This is a genomic window from Burkholderia sp. AU38729 (genome assembly GCF_020419725.1).
Taxonomy (GTDB): domain Bacteria; phylum Pseudomonadota; class Gammaproteobacteria; order Burkholderiales; family Burkholderiaceae; genus Burkholderia.
Genome location: NZ_JAIZQO010000008.1, coordinates 268,412 through 285,376 on the forward strand (window position 1 = coordinate 268,412; position 16,965 = coordinate 285,376).

The 16,965-nt window shown below is 68.0% G+C and carries 16 protein-coding genes; 11 read left to right on the forward strand and 5 right to left on the reverse strand.

Annotated features, from left to right (window positions below; all coding sequences use genetic code 11):
- Window positions 1–37 precede the first annotated feature (37 nt).
- The 5 genes from LGM56_RS22350 (at window position 38) to LGM56_RS22370 (ending at window position 5,381) form a co-directional block, all read left to right on the forward strand.
- Complete coding sequence (locus tag LGM56_RS22350) at window positions 38–754, forward strand: FadR/GntR family transcriptional regulator (RefSeq protein ID WP_069248848.1); 717 nt, start codon at window positions 38–40, stop codon at window positions 752–754.
- Window positions 755–979: 225 nt separating this feature from the next.
- Window positions 980–2,605 (forward strand): phospholipase D family protein, encoded by a 1,626-nt coding sequence (locus LGM56_RS22355; protein ID WP_413226794.1) that lies wholly within the window; start codon window positions 980–982, stop codon window positions 2,603–2,605.
- 148 nt (window positions 2,606–2,753) lie between these two features.
- Complete coding sequence (locus tag LGM56_RS22360) at window positions 2,754–3,527, forward strand: class II aldolase/adducin family protein (RefSeq protein WP_006497398.1); 774 nt, start codon at window positions 2,754–2,756, stop codon at window positions 3,525–3,527.
- A 367-nt stretch (window positions 3,528–3,894) separates the two neighbouring features.
- On the forward strand, window positions 3,895–4,329 hold the full coding sequence (locus tag LGM56_RS22365; RefSeq protein ID WP_046544429.1) for a CHRD domain-containing protein: 435 nt from the start codon (window positions 3,895–3,897) through the stop codon (window positions 4,327–4,329).
- Window positions 4,330–4,418: 89 nt separating this feature from the next.
- Entirely contained in the window at window positions 4,419–5,381 is a 963-nt protein-coding gene (locus LGM56_RS22370) for an alpha/beta hydrolase (protein WP_226206807.1), read from the forward strand.
- On the opposite strand, the gene LGM56_RS22375 is transcribed toward LGM56_RS22370, so the two are convergent.
- Window positions 5,351–6,193, reverse strand: coding sequence for an EcsC family protein (locus tag LGM56_RS22375; protein ID WP_089495630.1), 843 nt, complete (start codon window positions 6,191–6,193; stop codon window positions 5,351–5,353). The genes LGM56_RS22370 and LGM56_RS22375 overlap by 31 nt on opposite strands.
- 107 nt (window positions 6,194–6,300) lie before the next feature.
- Here LGM56_RS22375 and LGM56_RS22380 point away from each other — a divergent pair, with 107 nt between their 5' ends.
- Both LGM56_RS22380 and LGM56_RS22385 read left to right on the forward strand, forming a co-directional pair.
- Window positions 6,301–7,896, forward strand: coding sequence for an MDR family MFS transporter (locus tag LGM56_RS22380; protein WP_089495629.1), 1,596 nt, complete (start codon window positions 6,301–6,303; stop codon window positions 7,894–7,896).
- Between the two features lie 26 nt (window positions 7,897–7,922).
- Window positions 7,923–8,369, forward strand: coding sequence for a MarR family winged helix-turn-helix transcriptional regulator (locus LGM56_RS22385; RefSeq protein ID WP_089426316.1), 447 nt, complete (start codon window positions 7,923–7,925; stop codon window positions 8,367–8,369).
- Between the two features lie 88 nt (window positions 8,370–8,457).
- On the opposite strand, the gene LGM56_RS22390 is transcribed toward LGM56_RS22385, so the two are convergent.
- Window positions 8,458–9,039 (reverse strand): DJ-1/PfpI family protein, encoded by a 582-nt coding sequence (locus LGM56_RS22390; protein WP_021161332.1) that lies wholly within the window; start codon window positions 9,037–9,039, stop codon window positions 8,458–8,460.
- Window positions 9,040–9,205: 166 nt separating this feature from the next.
- A complete protein-coding gene (locus LGM56_RS22395) occupies window positions 9,206–10,486 on the reverse strand; it encodes an amino acid deaminase (RefSeq protein ID WP_226206808.1) in 1,281 nt (426 codons plus the stop codon).
- Between the two features lie 133 nt (window positions 10,487–10,619).
- On the opposite strand from LGM56_RS22395, the gene LGM56_RS22400 reads away from it, so the two are divergent.
- The 4 genes from LGM56_RS22400 (at window position 10,620) to LGM56_RS22415 (ending at window position 14,147) form a co-directional block, all read left to right on the forward strand.
- On the forward strand, window positions 10,620–11,558 hold the full coding sequence (locus LGM56_RS22400; protein ID WP_226206809.1) for a MurR/RpiR family transcriptional regulator: 939 nt from the start codon (window positions 10,620–10,622) through the stop codon (window positions 11,556–11,558).
- Window positions 11,559–11,560: 2 nt separating this feature from the next.
- Window positions 11,561–13,042: an N-acyl-D-amino-acid deacylase family protein gene (locus LGM56_RS22405; protein WP_226206810.1), complete on the forward strand. Its 1,482-nt coding sequence runs from the start codon at window positions 11,561–11,563 to the stop codon at window positions 13,040–13,042.
- 124 nt (window positions 13,043–13,166) lie between these two features.
- Window positions 13,167–13,553: a RidA family protein gene (locus LGM56_RS22410; RefSeq protein WP_011353171.1), complete on the forward strand. Its 387-nt coding sequence runs from the start codon at window positions 13,167–13,169 to the stop codon at window positions 13,551–13,553.
- A 174-nt stretch (window positions 13,554–13,727) separates the two neighbouring features.
- A complete protein-coding gene (locus LGM56_RS22415) occupies window positions 13,728–14,147 on the forward strand; it encodes a bleomycin resistance protein (RefSeq protein ID WP_226206811.1) in 420 nt (139 codons plus the stop codon).
- Window positions 14,148–14,257: 110 nt separating this feature from the next.
- Here the strand turns inward: LGM56_RS22415 and queF are convergent, their stop codons facing one another.
- Both queF and ilvA read right to left on the reverse strand, forming a co-directional pair.
- Window positions 14,258–15,082, reverse strand: coding sequence for an NADPH-dependent 7-cyano-7-deazaguanine reductase QueF (gene queF / locus LGM56_RS22420; protein WP_089426312.1), 825 nt, complete (start codon window positions 15,080–15,082; stop codon window positions 14,258–14,260).
- Between the two features lie 11 nt (window positions 15,083–15,093).
- The gene (ilvA, locus tag LGM56_RS22425; RefSeq protein ID WP_089440998.1) at window positions 15,094–16,617 is read right to left on the reverse strand and encodes a threonine ammonia-lyase, biosynthetic; all 1,524 of its coding nucleotides are present in this window, start codon (window positions 16,615–16,617) and stop codon (window positions 15,094–15,096) included.
- Between the last annotated feature and the right edge of the window lie 348 nt (window positions 16,618–16,965).

Below are 16,965 nucleotides of genomic sequence, written 5' to 3' on the forward strand. Positions count from 1 at the left end.
AATCGGCGCGGCAGGCATTCCGCGGGGAGACGCGACGATGGCAGCGATGACGGCACGGGGCCGGACCGAAGTGGTGATGCGCAAGATCGAGACGGCGCTGCTCGACGGCACCTGGCCGGCCGGCGCGCGCCTGCCGGCCGAGCGCGTGCTCGCGCAGGAGTACGGCGTGGCGCGCAATACGGTGCGCGAGGCGACCCAGCGGCTCGTCGCGCGCGGGCTGCTGCAGAGCCGGCGCGGCGCGGGCGTCTACGTGACGGACCAGTTGCGTGCCGGTATCGCGTCGCCGTGGGGCCAGCTGGTCGCCGATCATCCGGCGCTGCGCGACGACATCCTCGAGTTCCGCCGCGTGCTCGAAGGCGCGACCGCCTATTTCGCCGCGCTGCGCGCCGATGCGAACGACCGGCGCCGGATCCGTGCGCTGCTGCGCGAGCTCGAAACCGCGCACGCGAACGGCGCCGCGGCCGTCGAAGCCGCGACCGACGCGAAGCTGCACGAGGCGATTGCGCTCGCGTCGCACAACACGATGTTCCTGCACCTGCATACCAGCGTGATCGGGATGCTGCGCGAGCACATCTCGATCAACGTGGCGGGCATGACGACGCACGACGAGCAGGCGTCCGAGCTGCTGTTGCTGCAGCACCGCGTCGTGTGCGACGCGATCTGCGCGCAACGGCCCGAGGAGGCGCGCACCGCGATGCAGACGCATATCGACTATGTGCGCAGCCATTTCGAGCGCAGCGGCGATGGCGCATGAAATTGGTTGGGCCGCTTTGGTCCGTGGCCCGTCCGGCGGGCGACTCCGGAGCGGCGGGGCATCGGTGCCCGGCGGGCGGGCGGCCGTCCGTGGCCCGAAGTTGCCGGCGGCGCCCCGCGCGATTGACCGGTTCATCGGGCGCCCACTAGAATCGGCCGGAACCGCGCGCCAGCCGCGCGCCGCGGCGCATGCGGGACTTTGGTTCCGCCAGTCGAGGAAGTTTCCGTGTTTACCTCTTTGATCCGGCGCGCACCGGCCGCGCTGTCGTGGCGCGCCGCCTGCCGCCAGGCCCGCGCGCTGGTCGTCGGTGTGCTGTTGTCGCTCGTCGCCGCCTGCGCGACGCATCCGCCCGCCACCACGCTCGAGCGCCCGGTCTCCCACGCGTTGCCGCCCGATACCGCGACGCCGCTGCGCGACGCGCTGGCCGCGCCCGAGGCCGCGCATCCGGGCCAGTCCGGTTTCCGGCTGCTGCCGGAAGGTGCCGAGGCGCTGCAGATGCGCATCGCGCTCGCGCGCGCCGCGACGAAGACGCTCGACATGCAGTACTACATCGCGACCGAGGACACGACCGGCAAGCTGCTGCTCGCCGCGGCGCTGTACGCGGCCGATCGCGGTGTGCGCGTGCGGATGCTGGTCGACGACCTGAATTTCCGCGACATCGATCGCATCATGGCCGCGCTGAACACGCACCCGAACATCGAGATCCGTGTGTTCAACCCGTTCGGCGCGTCGCAGCAGGGCATGGTCGAGCGCACGGCCAATTTCTTCACGCGCATCGACAGCTTCACGCGCCGGATGCACAACAAGGCGATGATCGCGGACAACCAGATCGCGATCGTCGGCGGCCGCAATCTCGGCGACGAATACTTCAACGCGAGCCCGACGCTGCAGTTCCGCGATCTCGACGTGCTGGCCGCCGGCCCCGTGACGAACGACGTCTCGGCGAGCTTCGACGCGTACTGGTCGAGCGCGAGCAGCTATCCGCTGCGCGTGCTGAATCACCAGTCGTTCGATCCGAAGGACCTCGACGCGACGCGCGACGAGCTGCGCGCCCACTGGCGCACGAACGCCGATCCATACAACGCGAAGCCGCTGAACGCGTCGCCGCTCGCGCAGCAGATCTCACGCGACGAGCTCGCGCTTGTCTGGGCGCCGGCCGAGTTCAAGGTCGACGCGCCCGACAAGGTCGCGCGGCCGACCGACGCGTACGTGAGCCCGCCGATGCAGCGCCTGGTGGACCTCACGCGCGGCGCGCAGCAGGAATTTCTCGCGTTCTCGCCGTATTTCGTGCCGCACGACGCGGGCGTGAAGATCCTCGGCGACGCGACCGCGCGCGGCGTGCGCGTCGCGATCCTGACGAATTCGCTCGCCGCGACCGACGCGGTCGCCGTGCAGGCCGGCTACGGTCCGTATCGCGTGCCGTTGCTGCGGCACGGCGTCGAGCTGTACGAGTTCAAGGCGCAGCCGGGCCAGCCGCGCGCGCGCCTGTTCGGGTCGCGCTCGCGGGCGAGCCTGCATGCGAAGGCGTACGTGATCGACCGGAAGATCCTCGTGATCGGCTCGATGAACCTCGATCCGCGTTCCGCGCACCTGAACACCGAACTGGCGCTCGTGATCCACAGCCCGGCGCTCGCGCAGCAGGTCGCGACGATCTTCGCGCGCGTGACCCGGCCGGATGAAAGCTACCGCGTGAGCCTCGTCACGCCGGCGGGCGGCGGGTCGCCCGAACTCGAATGGACGGGCATCGACAACGGCCAGCCGACCACCTATCACGTCGATCCGCACGCGGGGCTGCTGCGCAACGTGATGACCGGCATGTTCATGCTGCTGCCGGTGGACGACCAGCTTTAAGGGGACGGAAGCGCTCCGGCTAAACCCGCGTTTCCGGTGCTCGGGGAAGCGTGATATGGTTGTGTGCGCAACTAATGTGGCGTGCGCGACGGCGCCGCCGGGCGGCTGCGCCACGCGTGCCGCGCACACCCGCAACCGGAGTTCCCCCATGCAACGTGTCCCGAACCAGCCGTTCACGCGTCCCGCCCGTTTCTCCGAAGCCGAATGGCAAGCGCGGGTGCAGCTCGCGGCCGCCTACCGCATCTTCGATCACCTCGGCTGGACCGAGCTGATCTACAACCATATCTCGCTGCGCGTGCCGGGCGAGGACGGTCATTTCCTGATCAACCCGTTCGGGCTCCATTACCGCGAGGTGTGCGCGTCGAACCTCGTGAAGATCGACATCGACGGCAACGTGATCGGTCATTCCGACTGGCCGATCAACCCGGCCGGCTTCACGTTCCACAGCGCGATCCATGCGGCGCTGCCCGATGCGCACTGCGTGATGCACGTGCACACGACGCCGACGATGGCCGTGTGCTGTTCGCGCGACGGGCTGTCGTTCTCCAATTTCTATTCGGCGCAGCTGTACGGGAAGATCGCGTATCACGACTTCGAGGGCATCACCGTGCATCTCGAGGAGGGGCGGCGCATCGTCGAGAGCGCCGGCGGGCGGCCGGTGCTGCTGTTGCGCAACCATGGGCCCGTGACGATCGGCGCGACGCTCGCGCAGACGTTCTCGCTGATGTGGCTGCTCAATCGTGCATGTGAGGTGCAGGTCGCCACGCATGCGATCGGCGACGCGCTGCCGATCGCGCCGCCGGTGCTCGAAGGGTGCGTGCGTGATTCGCTGAATTTCGATCCGAAGCATGGCGCGGGGCAGGACGCGTTCGACGCGCTGCAGCGGATCGTCGATCGCATCGATCCGGGCTATCGCGCGTGACGTGAAGCGGTGCGCTCGCATCGTCATGCGTGATACGGGGTGAACCGGATCCGACGTTGGCGTGCGCAAAAAAAACGCGGCCGGGCGGCCGCGTGAATACTCGCAGACTCCTTCGGACGAAGGAAACAAGCAACTGTGAGACGAAGTGTAGCGAAAGGCTACGCACCGATTCAGTCACCTGGCTGCAAAGGTCCATTCCAGGTTGATGCAGACTGATGCGCCGTGCGTCGCGTGAGCGGGTCGGCCGGGCGCGGTGCGGCGATTCGCTGCATGGCCGTTCGGTGGACTCCCGGACCGGCGGCGATCGACTACCATCCTATCTGGCGCCCCCGCTCGGGCGGCGTACAACGTCGTACAAGGAGAGTCCATGCTCAAGCTGCGTTTGCTCCAGGTCGCGTTACTCGCGGGCGTGCTCGCCGCCGGCAGCGCCGCCGCCGAAACGGTGCGCCTGTCCGCCAATCTCCAGCCGTCGAGTGAGGTGCCGCCCACGGCGACCAAGGGCTCGGGCGACGTCGAAGCCACCTACGACACGGCCACGCACATGCTGCAGTGGAAGGTCACTTACGAACACCTCACGGGGCCGGCCACCGCCGCGCACTTCCACGGGCCGGCGCCGGTCGGCCAGAACGCGGGCGTGCAGGTGCCGATTCCGAAGGAGGAGCTCGCGAGCCCGATCAAGGGCTCGAAGGAACTCACCGACGCGCAAGTCACCGACCTGATGGGCGGCAAATGGTATTTCAACGTCCATACGAAGGAGCACCCGGCCGGCGAGATCCGCGGCCAGGTGATGCCGGCGAACTGAGCGCCGGCGTTTAATGTAGAGGCACCTGTCGAGCGGTGCGGGAGCGATCGCACGTACCATCGTCACACTGTGATTACGGAGTGCGCCCGATGAGTTGGCAAAGCAAGTTCGCCTGCTGGCTGCTGCGCTGGCAGTTCCGTCCCGAGACCACGCGTGAGGTACTCGATCCCGCTCGCGCACGGCGCTTTACCGACTTGAGAATGTATGTGCCGCGCCGTGCGCCGTCGGGCTACCGGCTGCGCCAGTGCTATGGCCCGGGTGACGCGCCGCTGCGCGGCGAATGGCTCGAACGCACCGACTCGGTTGCGGGCCGCGGCCCCGGCCGCACGCTGCTGTACTTCCACGGCGGCGGCTATTACTTCTGTTCGACGAAGACCCACCGTCCGCTCGTGTTCGGCCTGACGAAGCGCGCGGGCGTGCGCTCGTTCTCGCTCGACTACCGGCTGGCGCCCGAGCACCGCTTCCCGGCCGCGCTCGACGATGCGCTGGCCGCGTACCGGCAACTGCTGGCGCTCGGCACGCCGCCCGAGTCGATCGTGCTCGGCGGCGATTCGGCGGGCGGCGGCCTCGCGCTTGCGACGCTCGTCGCGCTGCGCGACCGCGGCGAGCCGCTGCCGGCCGGCGCGATCCTGTTCTCGCCGTGGACCGACCTCGCCGCCACCGGCGCGACGCTGCGCACGAACGACGGCGCCGATCCGATGTTCGCGGGCGCGGCGCTGCCGAAGGCCGCGAAGCTGTACCTGGGCGACGAGCCGGGCACGAATCCGTACGCATCGCCGCTCTATGCGGATTTCGCGGGCCTGCCGCCGCTGTATATCCAGGTCGGCAGCACCGAGGTGCTGCTCGACGATTCACGCCGCGTCGCCGAGAAGGCGAAGGCGGCCGGGGTCGCGGTGGAGATCGAGGTGTGGCCCGACATGCCGCACGTGTGGCAGCTGTACGCGCCGATGGTGCCGGAAGCACGTGACGCGCTCGACCGCGCGGCCGCGTTCCTGCGCCGCGTCGCGGTCGAGCGTGCGGTTCAGCGTGCCGGCGAGGCGTCGATCGCCTGATAGGCGGCCTTGACGGCCACCGAGCCGTACTTGCGCTCGAGCCGGCGCACGGTGAAGTGGCCGTGCGCCATCTGCTGGAAGTGGTCGATGAACAGTGTATTGACGGTCGCGCCGAGCACGGCGCCGATCGCCGGAATCGACTTCGCGGCCATCTGCTCGGTCACCTGCACCGAAAAGCGCGACGCCACCGTCTGCACGAGCTTGAACACGGCCGCCGAGCTGTGCGCGGCGATGCCCTTCGTCGTGATGTCGGACGACGCCTTCGAGATCGCCTGCGCGAGCGCGCCGCGCAGCACGAAATAGCCGAGATCGGCGTCCTCTTCCTGCTTGTCCGGGTTGCCGCCCATGCCGAGCACGGCCAGGCATTGCAACTGCGTATCGACCGAGCTCAGGTCTTCGCCCTCGCTGCGCGCGATGTCGCACACCGAGCGGAAGATCAGCGTCGTCGTCACCGGCAGCTCGACCGGCAGCGCGAGAAAGCCGAACGCGCCGCCCGCCGCGCCGGTCGTCGCCACCGCGAGCTTGTGCAGCAGGTTGCTCGGCTTGTCGGGCTCGGCGTCGGGCCCGGGCGGCTTGCCGAGCGTGCGCAGTGCGATGTTCAGGCACTTGCGCAGCGCGAGCTGCGTCGCGTCGTTGATCTTGCCGGTCGCGAAATCCGGCAGCCGGGCGATCATTTTCTCGACCGGCGCGCCGAGCATGCCCGTCAGCTTCATCGTCAGCGACGGGCTTTCCAGCACCTGCTTCGCGCGCCACAGCGCGTCCCGATCCTCCTGGGACAGCGTGGTCGCGGGGGTGATTGAAATCGGTTCCATCTTTCTCCTTGGCGGTCTGGTTCGGTTTGACCGTCGCCAGCCTAGATTACTCCGGCATGCTAGAATTTTGAGATTGTTTGACTCGTCAAAAGTTGCGCCAACAAAAAATGGCCGTCCATACTGCCGCCCACCATTCGAGCGGGCAAGTCCTGCCGTTCCGCGAATCGCTGCTGGCGATGATCGGGATCTCATTTGTCACCATGCTGGTCGCACTCGACCAGACCGTCGTCGGCACCGCGTTGCCGACCATCGTCGCCGAGCTTCGCGGTTTCGACCTGTACGCATGGGTCGCGACCTCGTACCTGCTCAGTTCCGTGATCACGGTGCCGATCTTCGGCCGGCTCGGCGACTATTACGGCCGCAAGCCGTTCGTCATCGCGTCGATCGTCGTGTTCACCGGTGCGTCCGTGCTGTGCGGGATGGCGAACGACATGCTGATGCTCGTGCTCGCGCGCGGGCTGCAGGGGATCGGCGGCGGGATGTTGGTCGGCACCGCGTTCGCGTGCATTCCCGACCTGTTCCCCGATTCCGTCGTGCGGCTGCGCTGGCAGGTGCTGATGAGCTCCGCGTTCGGCATCGCGAACGCGGTCGGCCCGTCGCTCGGCGGCGTGCTGACCCAGTCGTTCGGCTGGCGTTCGGTGTTCTACGTGAACCTGCCGGTCGGCCTGCTGTCGCTGCTGTTCGTGTGGCGCTACCTGCCGCACCTGCGCCACGTCGAGCACGATCGCAAGATGCGGCTCGACTGGCCGGGCGCGCTGCTGATCGCGCTGTCGCTCGGCGCGCTGCAGCTGTTCGTCGAATGGCTGCCGAAGTACGGCGTCGCGAGCTGGGCGTCGCTGCTGCTCGTCGTCGCGGTCGCGGCCGGTTTCGGCCTGTGGCACTGGGAGAAGCGTTGCGCGCAGCCGATCTTGCCGTTCGACATGTTCGGCAACCGCGCGCTGTCGGCACTCTTCGTGCTGGCGATCCTCGCCGGTTTCTCGATGTTCTCGTTGCTGTTCTACGCGCCGCTGCTGTTCCAGGGCGGGTTCGGGATGTCGCCGAAGGAGGCGGGGCTCGTGATCACGCCGCTCGTCGTGTTCATCACGATCGGCAGCATCATGAACGGCCGGGTCGTCACGCGCATCCGCAACCCGAACGCGATGCTGCATGTCGGCTTCGTGCTGTTCGCGATCACCTGCGCGGGCATCGTCGTGTCGACCCACACGACGCCGAAGTGGCTGCTGATGGCGCTGATGGTCGCGGGCGGCATCGGGCTCGGCTTCGTGCTGCCGAACCTCACCGTCTTCGCGCAGCAGACGGCCGGCCGCGAGCATCTCGGTATCGCCACGGCGTTGCTGCAGTCGCTGCGGATGGTCGGCGGGATGGTCGGCACCGCGCTCACCGGCACGCTCGTCAACCAGATGTATTCGAGCGGCGTGCGCAATGCGCTGTCGGCCGACCATGCGATGCAATGGCATGCGCAGCTCGCCGATCCGCAGATCCTGATCGATCGGGCCGCGCAGGGCGGTCTCGTCGCGGAGCTGACGCGCGCCGGGCATAATGGCGCGCTGCTGCTGGAAGCGGCCCGCGAATCGCTCGTCGGCGCGATTCACCTGGGCGTCGCGATGGCGGCGGTCGTCGCCGTGGTGTCGGTGTGGCAGTGCCGCCGCGTGCCGCCGATCGCGCTGCGGCACAAGATCGAACCGCATGTCGCGGCCGACTGAACGATTGAACGAGTAGAACTGAGCGCATGGAAGAACAGGACCGCGTCGCGATCTTGCAGCAATTCGGACGCACGTATCGCGCATTCATGACCGCGTTCGAGGCGCACGTCGGGCAACCGATGCCGCGCTGGCGCATCATGGTCGCGTTGCACACGATGGGCGGGCATTCGTCGCAGAAGAAGCTCGTCGAAGTGCTGCGCGTCGATCCCGGCGCGCTCACGCGCCAGTTGAAGTCGCTCGACGCGCTCGGCTGGATCCAGCGCGAATCCGACGCACGCGACAATCGCGTGACCAACGTGACGCTGACGGACGACGGCCGCGCCGCGTTCGACGCGTGCCTGCCGCGCCGCAAGGCGTTTCTCGAACAGACGATGGCGCAATTGCCGGACGACGTGCTGACTGCGCTGTCGGGCGCGCTGGCGATGCTGGAGTCGCGGATCGCGGACGTCGGCTCGACGCCGGCCGCGCGCTGAAGCGCGGGCAGGGCGGGCAGGGCGGCGCGCATCCGCCGCCGGCCCGGCCCTTCATCTCATCTCAATTCACTTACGCTCAGAAGCGGGTTCAAAGCTCGATGCGCGTGCCCAGCAGCGCGAGGAACTGTGCGAGCCACGCCGGATGCGCGGGCCACGCGGGCGCGGTGACGAACGGCGCGTCGGTCACGGCCGCATCGACCGGGATGTCCGCGTATTCGCCGCCGGCGAGCTTCACCTCGGGCGCGCAGGCCGGGTAGGCCGAGATGCGCTTGCCGCGAATCACGTCGGCGGCCGCGAGCAGTTGCGCCGCGTGGCAGATCGCGGCGATCGGCTTGCCGGCTTCGGCGAACTCGCGCACGAGCGAGATCACCTTCGGATCGAGTCGCAGGTATTCGGGCGCGCGGCCGCCCGCGATCGCGAGCGCGTCGTAGCGCGATGCGTCGACGTCGTCGAACGCCGCGTTCAGCGTGAACTGGTGGCCGGGCTTCTCGGTGTAGGTCTGGTCGCCCTCGAAATCGTGGATCGCGGTCTTGATCTTGTCGCCCGCGCGCTTGCCCGGGCAGACTGCATCGACGTGGTGGCCGACGGCCTGCAGCGCCTGGAACGGCACCATCGTTTCGTAGTCTTCGGCAAAATCGCCGGTCAGGAACAGGATCTTCTTCGCGGCCATGGCTTTCTCCAGTGGAGCTGCATTGAGGGCCCGCGCGACAGGCAAGTGCCACGCCCGCGTGGGGCCCCGAGGACGAAAGCGCAGTGTACTCCGGCCGCTTGAAGCGCGCGTGACGGCCGCCCCGCGCGAGCGGCGGGGCGGTGGTGCACGTTGTGCGCGACGGGCGTCAGAAGAAGGTTTCGACGACTTCCGTCACGCTGAACTGCGGATCGAGCACCAGCACCTGGCGCCACTTGTCGAACGTCAGGCACGGGTGCGAGATGTCGAACGCGACCATGTCGCCCACTTTCACGTCCGCGCCCGGCGGGATCTGCAGGTACGCGTGCTGGTCCATCATCCCGGTGACGGCCCAGCCTTCGGTGGCGGCGACGTCGCGCGGCGCGGTGTCGCGGCCCGGGCGGAAGTGGCGCGCCGGCTCCGGCAGCCCCGCGTCGAACGCCGCGTCGCGCTTGCCGAGCGCGACGATCGCGCGGTCCGCCTCCGGCACCGACTGCACGTAGGCCCACAGTTGCAGCGCGGGCAGCAGCCCTTCGCCCATCGTGCGTGCGATCGGGTTGCGCGCGAACACGTCGGTCTGCGCCTTCTTGTAGATGCCGACATCGTGCGTCAGGTAGCAGCCTGGACGCAGCACGACTTCCGCGAAGCCAGCGTTCGACGCCTTCGCGAATTCCTCCGCGACCACGTCGTACCACGCCGAACCGGCGCCGGACAGGATCGCCGGCGTACGCGCGAAGCGGCCGGCTTCGGCCAGCTCGCGCGTGAGCGCGACCGCTTCCTGCAGGAACGTGCGGATCTCGCCTTCTTCCTTCAGCACGCCTTCGTAGAGTTCGATACCGGCCAGCTTCAGCGTGTCCGGATAGCGCGCGATCGCGGCGAGCACGGCCTCGCGTTGCGCGGCGTCGCGCACGCCCGCGCGGCCGCCCGGCACGCCGAGCTCGAGCAGCACGTTCAGCGGCTTCTTCAGCGCACCGAAGAAGCGGCCGAGCTGGTCGACGCTCTCCGCCGAATCGACGAGGCAGAAGAATTCGAAATCGGGATCGGACAACAGCCCGGCGATGATCGTCATGTTCTGGCGGCCGACCAGCTGGTTCGCGAGCAGCACGCGGCGCACGCCGCCGTGATACGCGGCCTGCGTCTGGTGCGCGGTCGCGAGCGTGATGCCCCACGCGCCGGCGTCGAGCTGGCGGCGGAACAGTTGCGGCGCCATCGTCGTCTTGCCGTGCGGCGCGAACTTGACGCCGTACTTCTGGACGAAGGCCTGCATCCAGTTCAGGTTGTGTTCGATGCGATCCTCGTAAAGCACGGCGGCCGGCAGGCTGACGTCTTCCTCAAGCAGGTTCCACTCGAGGCGGCCTGCGTCGCCGAGCGGCACGCTCGCGCTGGGCAGATTGCCGAGGCCCTTGCCGAACGGATCGATCGTCGCTTCCTGATAGTTTGTAACTTTCATGTCATCCCGCTCCATCATCACTATGCATTGCACTGAAGTTGACACGCCGATGGTACAGAAAGTAGCATCGGCGCGGTGATGTTATTTAGTAACATCGAGCCTCGCACCCTCGAGCTTCGCCCCCTTTTTGCAGATGAATACGCCCGCCACCCCGTCCGCCCCGCTCGCAGCCGAGCTTCATCCGGCGCCGGCCGCTCCGCCGGTGCTCGACATCGTCGCGCGGATCGCCGAATGTGCGCCCGAGCTGCGCGAAGCCGAGCGCAAGGTCGCCGCGTTCATCCTCGCCGACCTGGCGCGCGCCGCGCATGCCAGCATCGGCGCGCTGGCACGCGACGCGGAGGTCAGCGTCGCGACGGTCACGCGTTTCGCGAAGGCGGTCGGCTGCCGCGACGTGCGCGAACTGAAGGTGCTCGTCGCGCAGGCGGCGGCCGTCGGCCAGCGTTTTCTGGTGCCGTCCGACGACACGCCGGCCGACGACGCGAGCCCCGCGTCGATGGTCTACGACGAGATCCGCGTCGCGCTCGCGCACAACCATCAGTTGCTGCGCAACACGTCGTTCGACGCAGCCGCCGACCTGCTCGCCGCCGCGAAGATGACCTACGTGTACGGCCAGGGCGGCGGCTCGACCGCGCTCGCCGACGAGCTGCGCTTCCGGCTCGTGCGCTTCGGCCGGCCGGTCGCGAGCTACCAGGACAGCGTGCTGCAGCGGATGGTGGCCGCGACGCTGTCGCGCGACACCGTCGTCGTCGCGCTGTCGGTGAGCGGGCGCGTGCCCGAGCTGCTCGAAAGCTGCCGGCTCGCGAAGCGCTACGGCGCGAAGCTGATCGCGATCACCGCGCCGGCGTCGCCGCTCGCGAAGCTGGCCGACCACCTGATCCCGGTCGTCGCGTTCGAAACCGATTTCATTTACAAGCCGTCGACATCGCGTTACGCGATGATGATGGCGATCGACGTGCTCGTCACCGGAGTCGCATTGCGGCTCGGCGATGCGGGCCGAGAATCGCTGCGTCGCATCAAGCATGCGCTCGATGCGCATCGCGGCGGCGGAGACCGTCAACCGGTAGGAGACTGACCATGCATTCGCATCCCGAAGCCGCCGATACGCTGATCGTCGGCGCGCAGCTTTACGACGGTACCGGCGCGCCGCCCGTCACGCGCGACGTCGCGATCCGCAACGGCATGATCGCGGCGATCGGCAACCTGTCGAACTGGCTGGCCGAAAATGTCGTCGATGCGAACGGCCGCGCGCTCGCGCCGGGCTTCGTCGACGTGCACACGCACGACGACACGCACGTGATCCGCGCACCGGAGATGATCCCGAAGATCTCGCAGGGCGTGACGACCGTGATCGTCGGCAACTGCGGGATCAGCGCGTCGCCGGTGACGCTCGCGGGCGATCCGCCCGATCCGATGAACCTCCTCGGCGAGCGCGGCGCGTTCCAGTACCCGACCTTCGCCGACTACGTCGCGGCCGTGAACGACGCGCGTCCGGCCGTAAACGTCGCGGCGCTCGTCGGCCACACGGCGCTGCGCAACAACCAGATGGACCGCCTCGACCGCGCGGCGACCGACGGCGAGATCGTCGGCATGCGCGCGCAGCTCGAGGAGGCGCTCGCGAACGGTGCGCTCGGCCTGTCGTCGGGCCTCGCGTACGGTTCCGCGTTCGCGGCGCCGGCCGAAGAGGTGATGGCGCTCGCCGAGCCGCTCGCGAATGCGGGCGCGCTGTACACCACGCACATGCGCACCGAGTTCGACGCGATCCTCGATGCGATGGAAGAGGCGTACCAGGTCGGCCGCCATGCGCGCGTGCCGGTCGTGATCTCGCACCTGAAGTGCGCGGGCCCGTCGAACTGGGGCCGCAGCACCGAGGTGCTCGCGTCGCTCGAAGGCGCGCGCCGCTACCAGCCGGTCGGCTGCGACTGCTATCCGTATAGCCGCAGCTCGTCGACGCTCGACCTGAAGCAGGTGACGGGCGACATCGACATCACGATCACGTGGTCGGAGCCGCACCCGGAAGTGGCGGGCAAGCTGCTGAAGGCGATCGCGGCCGAGTGGGGTGTGACCGAGCAGGAGGCCGCGCAGCGCATCCGCCCGGCGGGCGCCGTGTACCACAACATGTCCGAGGACGACGTGCGCCGGATCCTGTCGCATCCCGCGACGATGGTCGGCTCCGACGGCCTGCCGAACGATCCGCTGCCGCATCCGCGGCTGTGGGGCGCGTTCCCGCGCGTGCTCGGCCACTACGTGCGCGACACGAACCTGCTGCCGCTCGAGGAGGCGATCCGCAAGATGACGTCGCTGTCCGCGCGCCGCTACGGGATCGCGCGGCGTGGCGAGGTGCATGTGGGCTACCACGCGGATCTCGTGCTGTTCGACCCGGCGAGCGTGATCGATGCCGCGACGTTCGAGAAGCCGCAGCAGCCCGCGCACGGGATCGACGCCGTGTGGGTGAACGGCGTGCTCACTTATGAAAACGGCCAGCCGACCGGCGAGCGCGCCGGCGGCTTCGTCGCGCGCGGCGAGCGCGTGCCGGCGAGTGCCGACGCCGCGTTCTGAACGCGGTGGTTGTCCGATCTGCCGCGCGCGCCGTCGTCGGTGCGCGCATCCGTAACCGTGCGTTGCATGGGGCCGGAGCAGGCGCTGAAGCGCCGGCTCCGGCCGACAAACAAGGAGAGAAACGATGAAGCGATATGGCGTAGGCGAAGCGAAGGGCACGGGCGGCCAGGTGATGCCGTTCGCACGCGCGGTCGAGGCCGACGGCTGGCTGTACGTGTCGGGCCAGACGCCGATGGTGAACGGCGAGGTTGTCGAAGGCGGCATCGTCACGCAGTCGAAGCAGACGATCGAAAACGTGATCGCGATCCTGAAGGAAGCCGGTTACGGCCTCGAGCACGTCGTGCGCTGCGGCGTGTGGCTCGACGATGCGCGCGATTTCGCGTCGTTCAACAAGGTGTTCATTTCGTACTTCGGCGAGCATCCGCCGGCACGCGCGTGCGTGCAGTCGAGCATGGTCATCGACTGCAAGGTCGAGGTCGACTGCATCGCGTACAAGGCGCCGGCGAAGTAACGCCGCCACGGCGAGCCGCTACGCAACGGGCCCGGCGCATTCACGTGCGCCGGGCCCGTTTTTCATGTGCAGGGCACCGGTCGACTGGCCGATGGCGCCTCCGAGGTCACAACCGCCGCAACGCATCCCGTCCGTTCATGTAATGTGCCGCATGACCTTATGGGGAGGACATGCATGGAATGGGCTGCGCTGGTGCCGGAGCTGATCTGCTCGGACCTTGCCGGAAGCGTTCGCTTCTATCGTGACGTGCTCGGATTCCGGATCCGCTTCGAGCGTCCGGAAGACGGTTTCGCCTATCTCGAGATCGGGGGCGCGCAGTTGATGCTCGAGCAGTACAGCCCGGAGAGCTGGCTGACCGGCCCGCTGGAGCCTCCGCTCGGGCGCGGGATCAACTTTCAGATCGAGGTCGATGCGCTCGATCCCATCCTCGACAGGATTCATGCCGCGGGCGTGACGTTGTTCGTCGAGCCGCGCACGTCCTGGTATCGGGAGGACGAGATCGAGCATGGCCAGATCGAGATGCTTGTGCAGGATCCCGACGGCTACTTGTTGCGCCTGGTGGAGATTCTTCCGGAGCGGCCGGCGAGTGGATGAGGGCTGTCCGCGCGCCTCTACACAATGAAAAACAGCCCGGCCGGGCTGTTTTTGTCTGGGGTGGTCACCGCGCGTCGCCAACTTCGAACCGCGGCGGCCGCCCGCCGCCGTTACTGCCGCGCATTACGCGCGTTATCCGGCATCGGCTGGTTGTAGTTGGTGCGGAACGGATTGATGTCGAGCCCGCCGCGGCGCGTATAGCGCGCATACACCGCGAGCTTCACCGGTTTGCATGCGTGCAGGATGTCGAGGAAGATCCGCTCGACGCACTGCTCGTGAAAGCCCGTGTGGTTGCGGAACGAGATGATGTAGCGCAGCAGGCCCGCGTGGTCGATCTGCGGCCCGACGTAGTGGATCTGCACGCTGCCCCAGTCGGGCTGGCCGGTGACGGGGCAGTTCGAGCGCAGCAGGTCGGACACGAGCGTTTCCTCGACCGGCGCTTCGTCTTCAGCGGCCGACAGCAGCGACGGATCGGGTTCGTACACGTCGGTGTCGAGGTCGAGCCGGTCGAGCGACAGCCCGTCGAGCTCGTCCATCTCGAGCTTGCCGAAATCGTGCGGCGACACGAGCTGCACGGAGACGGTCGCGCCGCACGCGGCCGACACGTCGCGCTTCAGCACGTCGCGCACTGCGTCGATCGAATCGAACTTCGTCTGCGCGAACGAGCCGAGATACAGCTTGAACGACTTCGATTCGACGATGTTAGGCGATTCGGCCGGCACGTAGAACGTCGCCACCGCGATCTGCGGCTTGCCGCGCGCGTTGAGCCACGACAGCTCGTAGGCGTTCCAGATGTCGGTGCCGAAGAACGGCAGCGCCGACGTGATGCCGAGCTGCTCGCGCGCGCCGGCGCGCGGGATCGGGAACAGCAGCGACGCGTCGTACTGGGCGGCGTAGACGGTGGCCTTGCCGAGCGGGGAATGTTCGGGATTCATGCGTGACGCCTTTACGACAGGAAGAGGCGGTAAGCCGGGTTGGCGCTCTCCTCGACATACGGATAGCCGAGTGCCGCGAGGAAGCGTTCGAATTCGGCGCGATCGGCCTGCGGCACCTGCAGCCCCACGAGGATCGAGCTGTAGTCCGCGCCCTGGTTGCGGTAGTGGAACAGGCTGATGTTCCAGTCCGGCGCCATCGACGACAGGAACTTCATCAGCGCGCCCGGGCGCTCCGGGAATTCGAAGCGGAACAGGCGCTCGTCGAGCGCGAGCGGCGAGCGGCCGCCCACCATGTAGCGGATGTGTTCCTTCGACAGCTCGTCGTGCGTCAGGTCGACGCTCTTGAAGCCATGCGATTCGAAGTTCGCTGCGATCTCGGCCGATTCGCCGCGGCGCTTGATCTGCACGCCGACGAAGATGTGCGCGGCCTGCGCATCGGCGATCCGGTAGTTGAACTCGGTGACGTTGCGGTCGCCGACGAGCGAGCAGAAGCGCTTGAAGCTGCCGCGCTCCTCGGGGATCGTGACCGCGAACACGGCTTCGCGCGCTTCACCCACTTCCGCACGCTCGGCGACGAAGCGCATCCGGTCGAAGTTCATGTTCGCGCCGGACGTGACCGCGACGAGCGTCTGGTTCTCGATGCCTTCACGTTCCGCGTAGAGCTTCGCGCCCGCGACCGCGAGCGCGCCGGACGGCTCGAGCACGCTGCGCGTATCTTGGAATACGTCCTTGATCGCCGCGCACAGTGCGTCGGTGTTCACCGTCACGACGCCGTCGAGGTATTCGCTGCAGAGCCGGAAGGTTTCCTCGCCGACCAGCTTCACGGCGGTGCCGTCCGCGAACAGGCCGACCTCGCTCAGCTCGACACGCTTGCCGGCTTCCAGCGACTGCGCCATCGCGCACGAATCCTCGGCCTGCACGCCGATCACCTTGATCTCCGGGCGCACCGCCTTCACGTAGGCCGCGACGCCGGACGCGAGCCCGCCGCCGCCGATCGGCACGAAGATCGCGTGGATCGGGCCCTGGTGCTGGCGCAGGATTTCCATCGCGATCGTGCCCTGACCGGCGATCACGTACGGATCGTCGAACGGGTGGACGAACGTGAGGCCGCGCTCTTCCTGCACCTTGACCGCGTGTGCATACGCGTCGCTATAAGACTCGCCGGCCTGGATCACCTCGACGCTCGGGCCACCGTGCGCACGCACCGCATCGACCTTCACCTGCGGCGTCGTGACGGGCACGACGATCACGGCCTTGACGCCCATTCGGGCCGCCGAGAACGCGACACCCTGCGCGTGATTGCCGGCCGACGCCGTAATCACGCCGCGCGCGAGTGCTTCCGCCGGAATGTGCGCCATCTTGTTGTACGCGCCGCGCAGCTTGAACGAGAACACCGGCTGGTTGTCCTCGCGCTTCAGGTAGACGGCGTTGCGCAGGCGGGCCGACAGGTTGCGGGCGGATTCGAGTTCCGTCTCGATCGCGACGTCGTAGACGCGCGCGGTGAGGATTTTCTTCAGGTAATCGTGGGATGCCATGGGCGCTCGCGTGCAGTGCGGAAAGCAGACGGTAAAGGATCAATGATAGCGCCAAGGGTCTGCCTGCACGCAAGCGGCATGCCGAGCCGGTGCTCGCGGGGCCGTGCAGGCGGGGCGTCGGCGCGCGCGCGGCCTTTTTTACCGGCTTAACCGCACGGTTACCGACCGGACGGACGGCGAATGATCGCGCGAAATCGCGCCGAGCCAGGCCTGGCGCGGCTCGCGGGGATAGCCCCACGACCTGTCCGACGTGTCACGCGTGGCCCGATCATGGGTTAGAATTCCGTTTTGAATCAAGGATCGGAAGATGCAGAGGCACCCTCGGATCGCACCGTTGAAGCCGACGCC

Bases quoted from the DNA above. Each gene is read 5' to 3' on its own strand.
- LGM56_RS22350 (WP_069248848.1), top strand. From the start codon at position 38: ATGGCAGCGATGACGGCACGGGGCCGGACCGAAGTGGTGATGCGCAAG.
- LGM56_RS22360 (WP_006497398.1), top strand. From the start codon at position 2,754: ATGCAACGTGTCCCGAACCAGCCGTTCACGCGTCCCGCCCGTTTCTCC.
- LGM56_RS22365 (WP_046544429.1), top strand. From the start codon at position 3,895: ATGCTCAAGCTGCGTTTGCTCCAGGTCGCGTTACTCGCGGGCGTGCTC.
- LGM56_RS22370 (WP_226206807.1), top strand. From the start codon at position 4,419: ATGAGTTGGCAAAGCAAGTTCGCCTGCTGGCTGCTGCGCTGGCAGTTC.
- LGM56_RS22375 (WP_089495630.1), bottom strand. From the start codon at position 6,193: ATGGAACCGATTTCAATCACCCCCGCGACCACGCTGTCCCAGGAGGAT.
- LGM56_RS22380 (WP_089495629.1), top strand. From the start codon at position 6,301: ATGGCCGTCCATACTGCCGCCCACCATTCGAGCGGGCAAGTCCTGCCG.
- LGM56_RS22385 (WP_089426316.1), top strand. From the start codon at position 7,923: ATGGAAGAACAGGACCGCGTCGCGATCTTGCAGCAATTCGGACGCACG.
- LGM56_RS22390 (WP_021161332.1), bottom strand. From the start codon at position 9,039: ATGGCCGCGAAGAAGATCCTGTTCCTGACCGGCGATTTTGCCGAAGAC.
- LGM56_RS22395 (WP_226206808.1), bottom strand. From the start codon at position 10,486: ATGAAAGTTACAAACTATCAGGAAGCGACGATCGATCCGTTCGGCAAG.
- LGM56_RS22400 (WP_226206809.1), top strand. From the start codon at position 10,620: ATGAATACGCCCGCCACCCCGTCCGCCCCGCTCGCAGCCGAGCTTCAT.
- LGM56_RS22405 (WP_226206810.1), top strand. From the start codon at position 11,561: ATGCATTCGCATCCCGAAGCCGCCGATACGCTGATCGTCGGCGCGCAG.
- LGM56_RS22410 (WP_011353171.1), top strand. From the start codon at position 13,167: ATGAAGCGATATGGCGTAGGCGAAGCGAAGGGCACGGGCGGCCAGGTG.
- LGM56_RS22415 (WP_226206811.1), top strand. From the start codon at position 13,728: ATGGAATGGGCTGCGCTGGTGCCGGAGCTGATCTGCTCGGACCTTGCC.
- queF (WP_089426312.1), bottom strand. From the start codon at position 15,082: ATGAATCCCGAACATTCCCCGCTCGGCAAGGCCACCGTCTACGCCGCC.
- ilvA (WP_089440998.1), bottom strand. From the start codon at position 16,617: ATGGCATCCCACGATTACCTGAAGAAAATCCTCACCGCGCGCGTCTAC.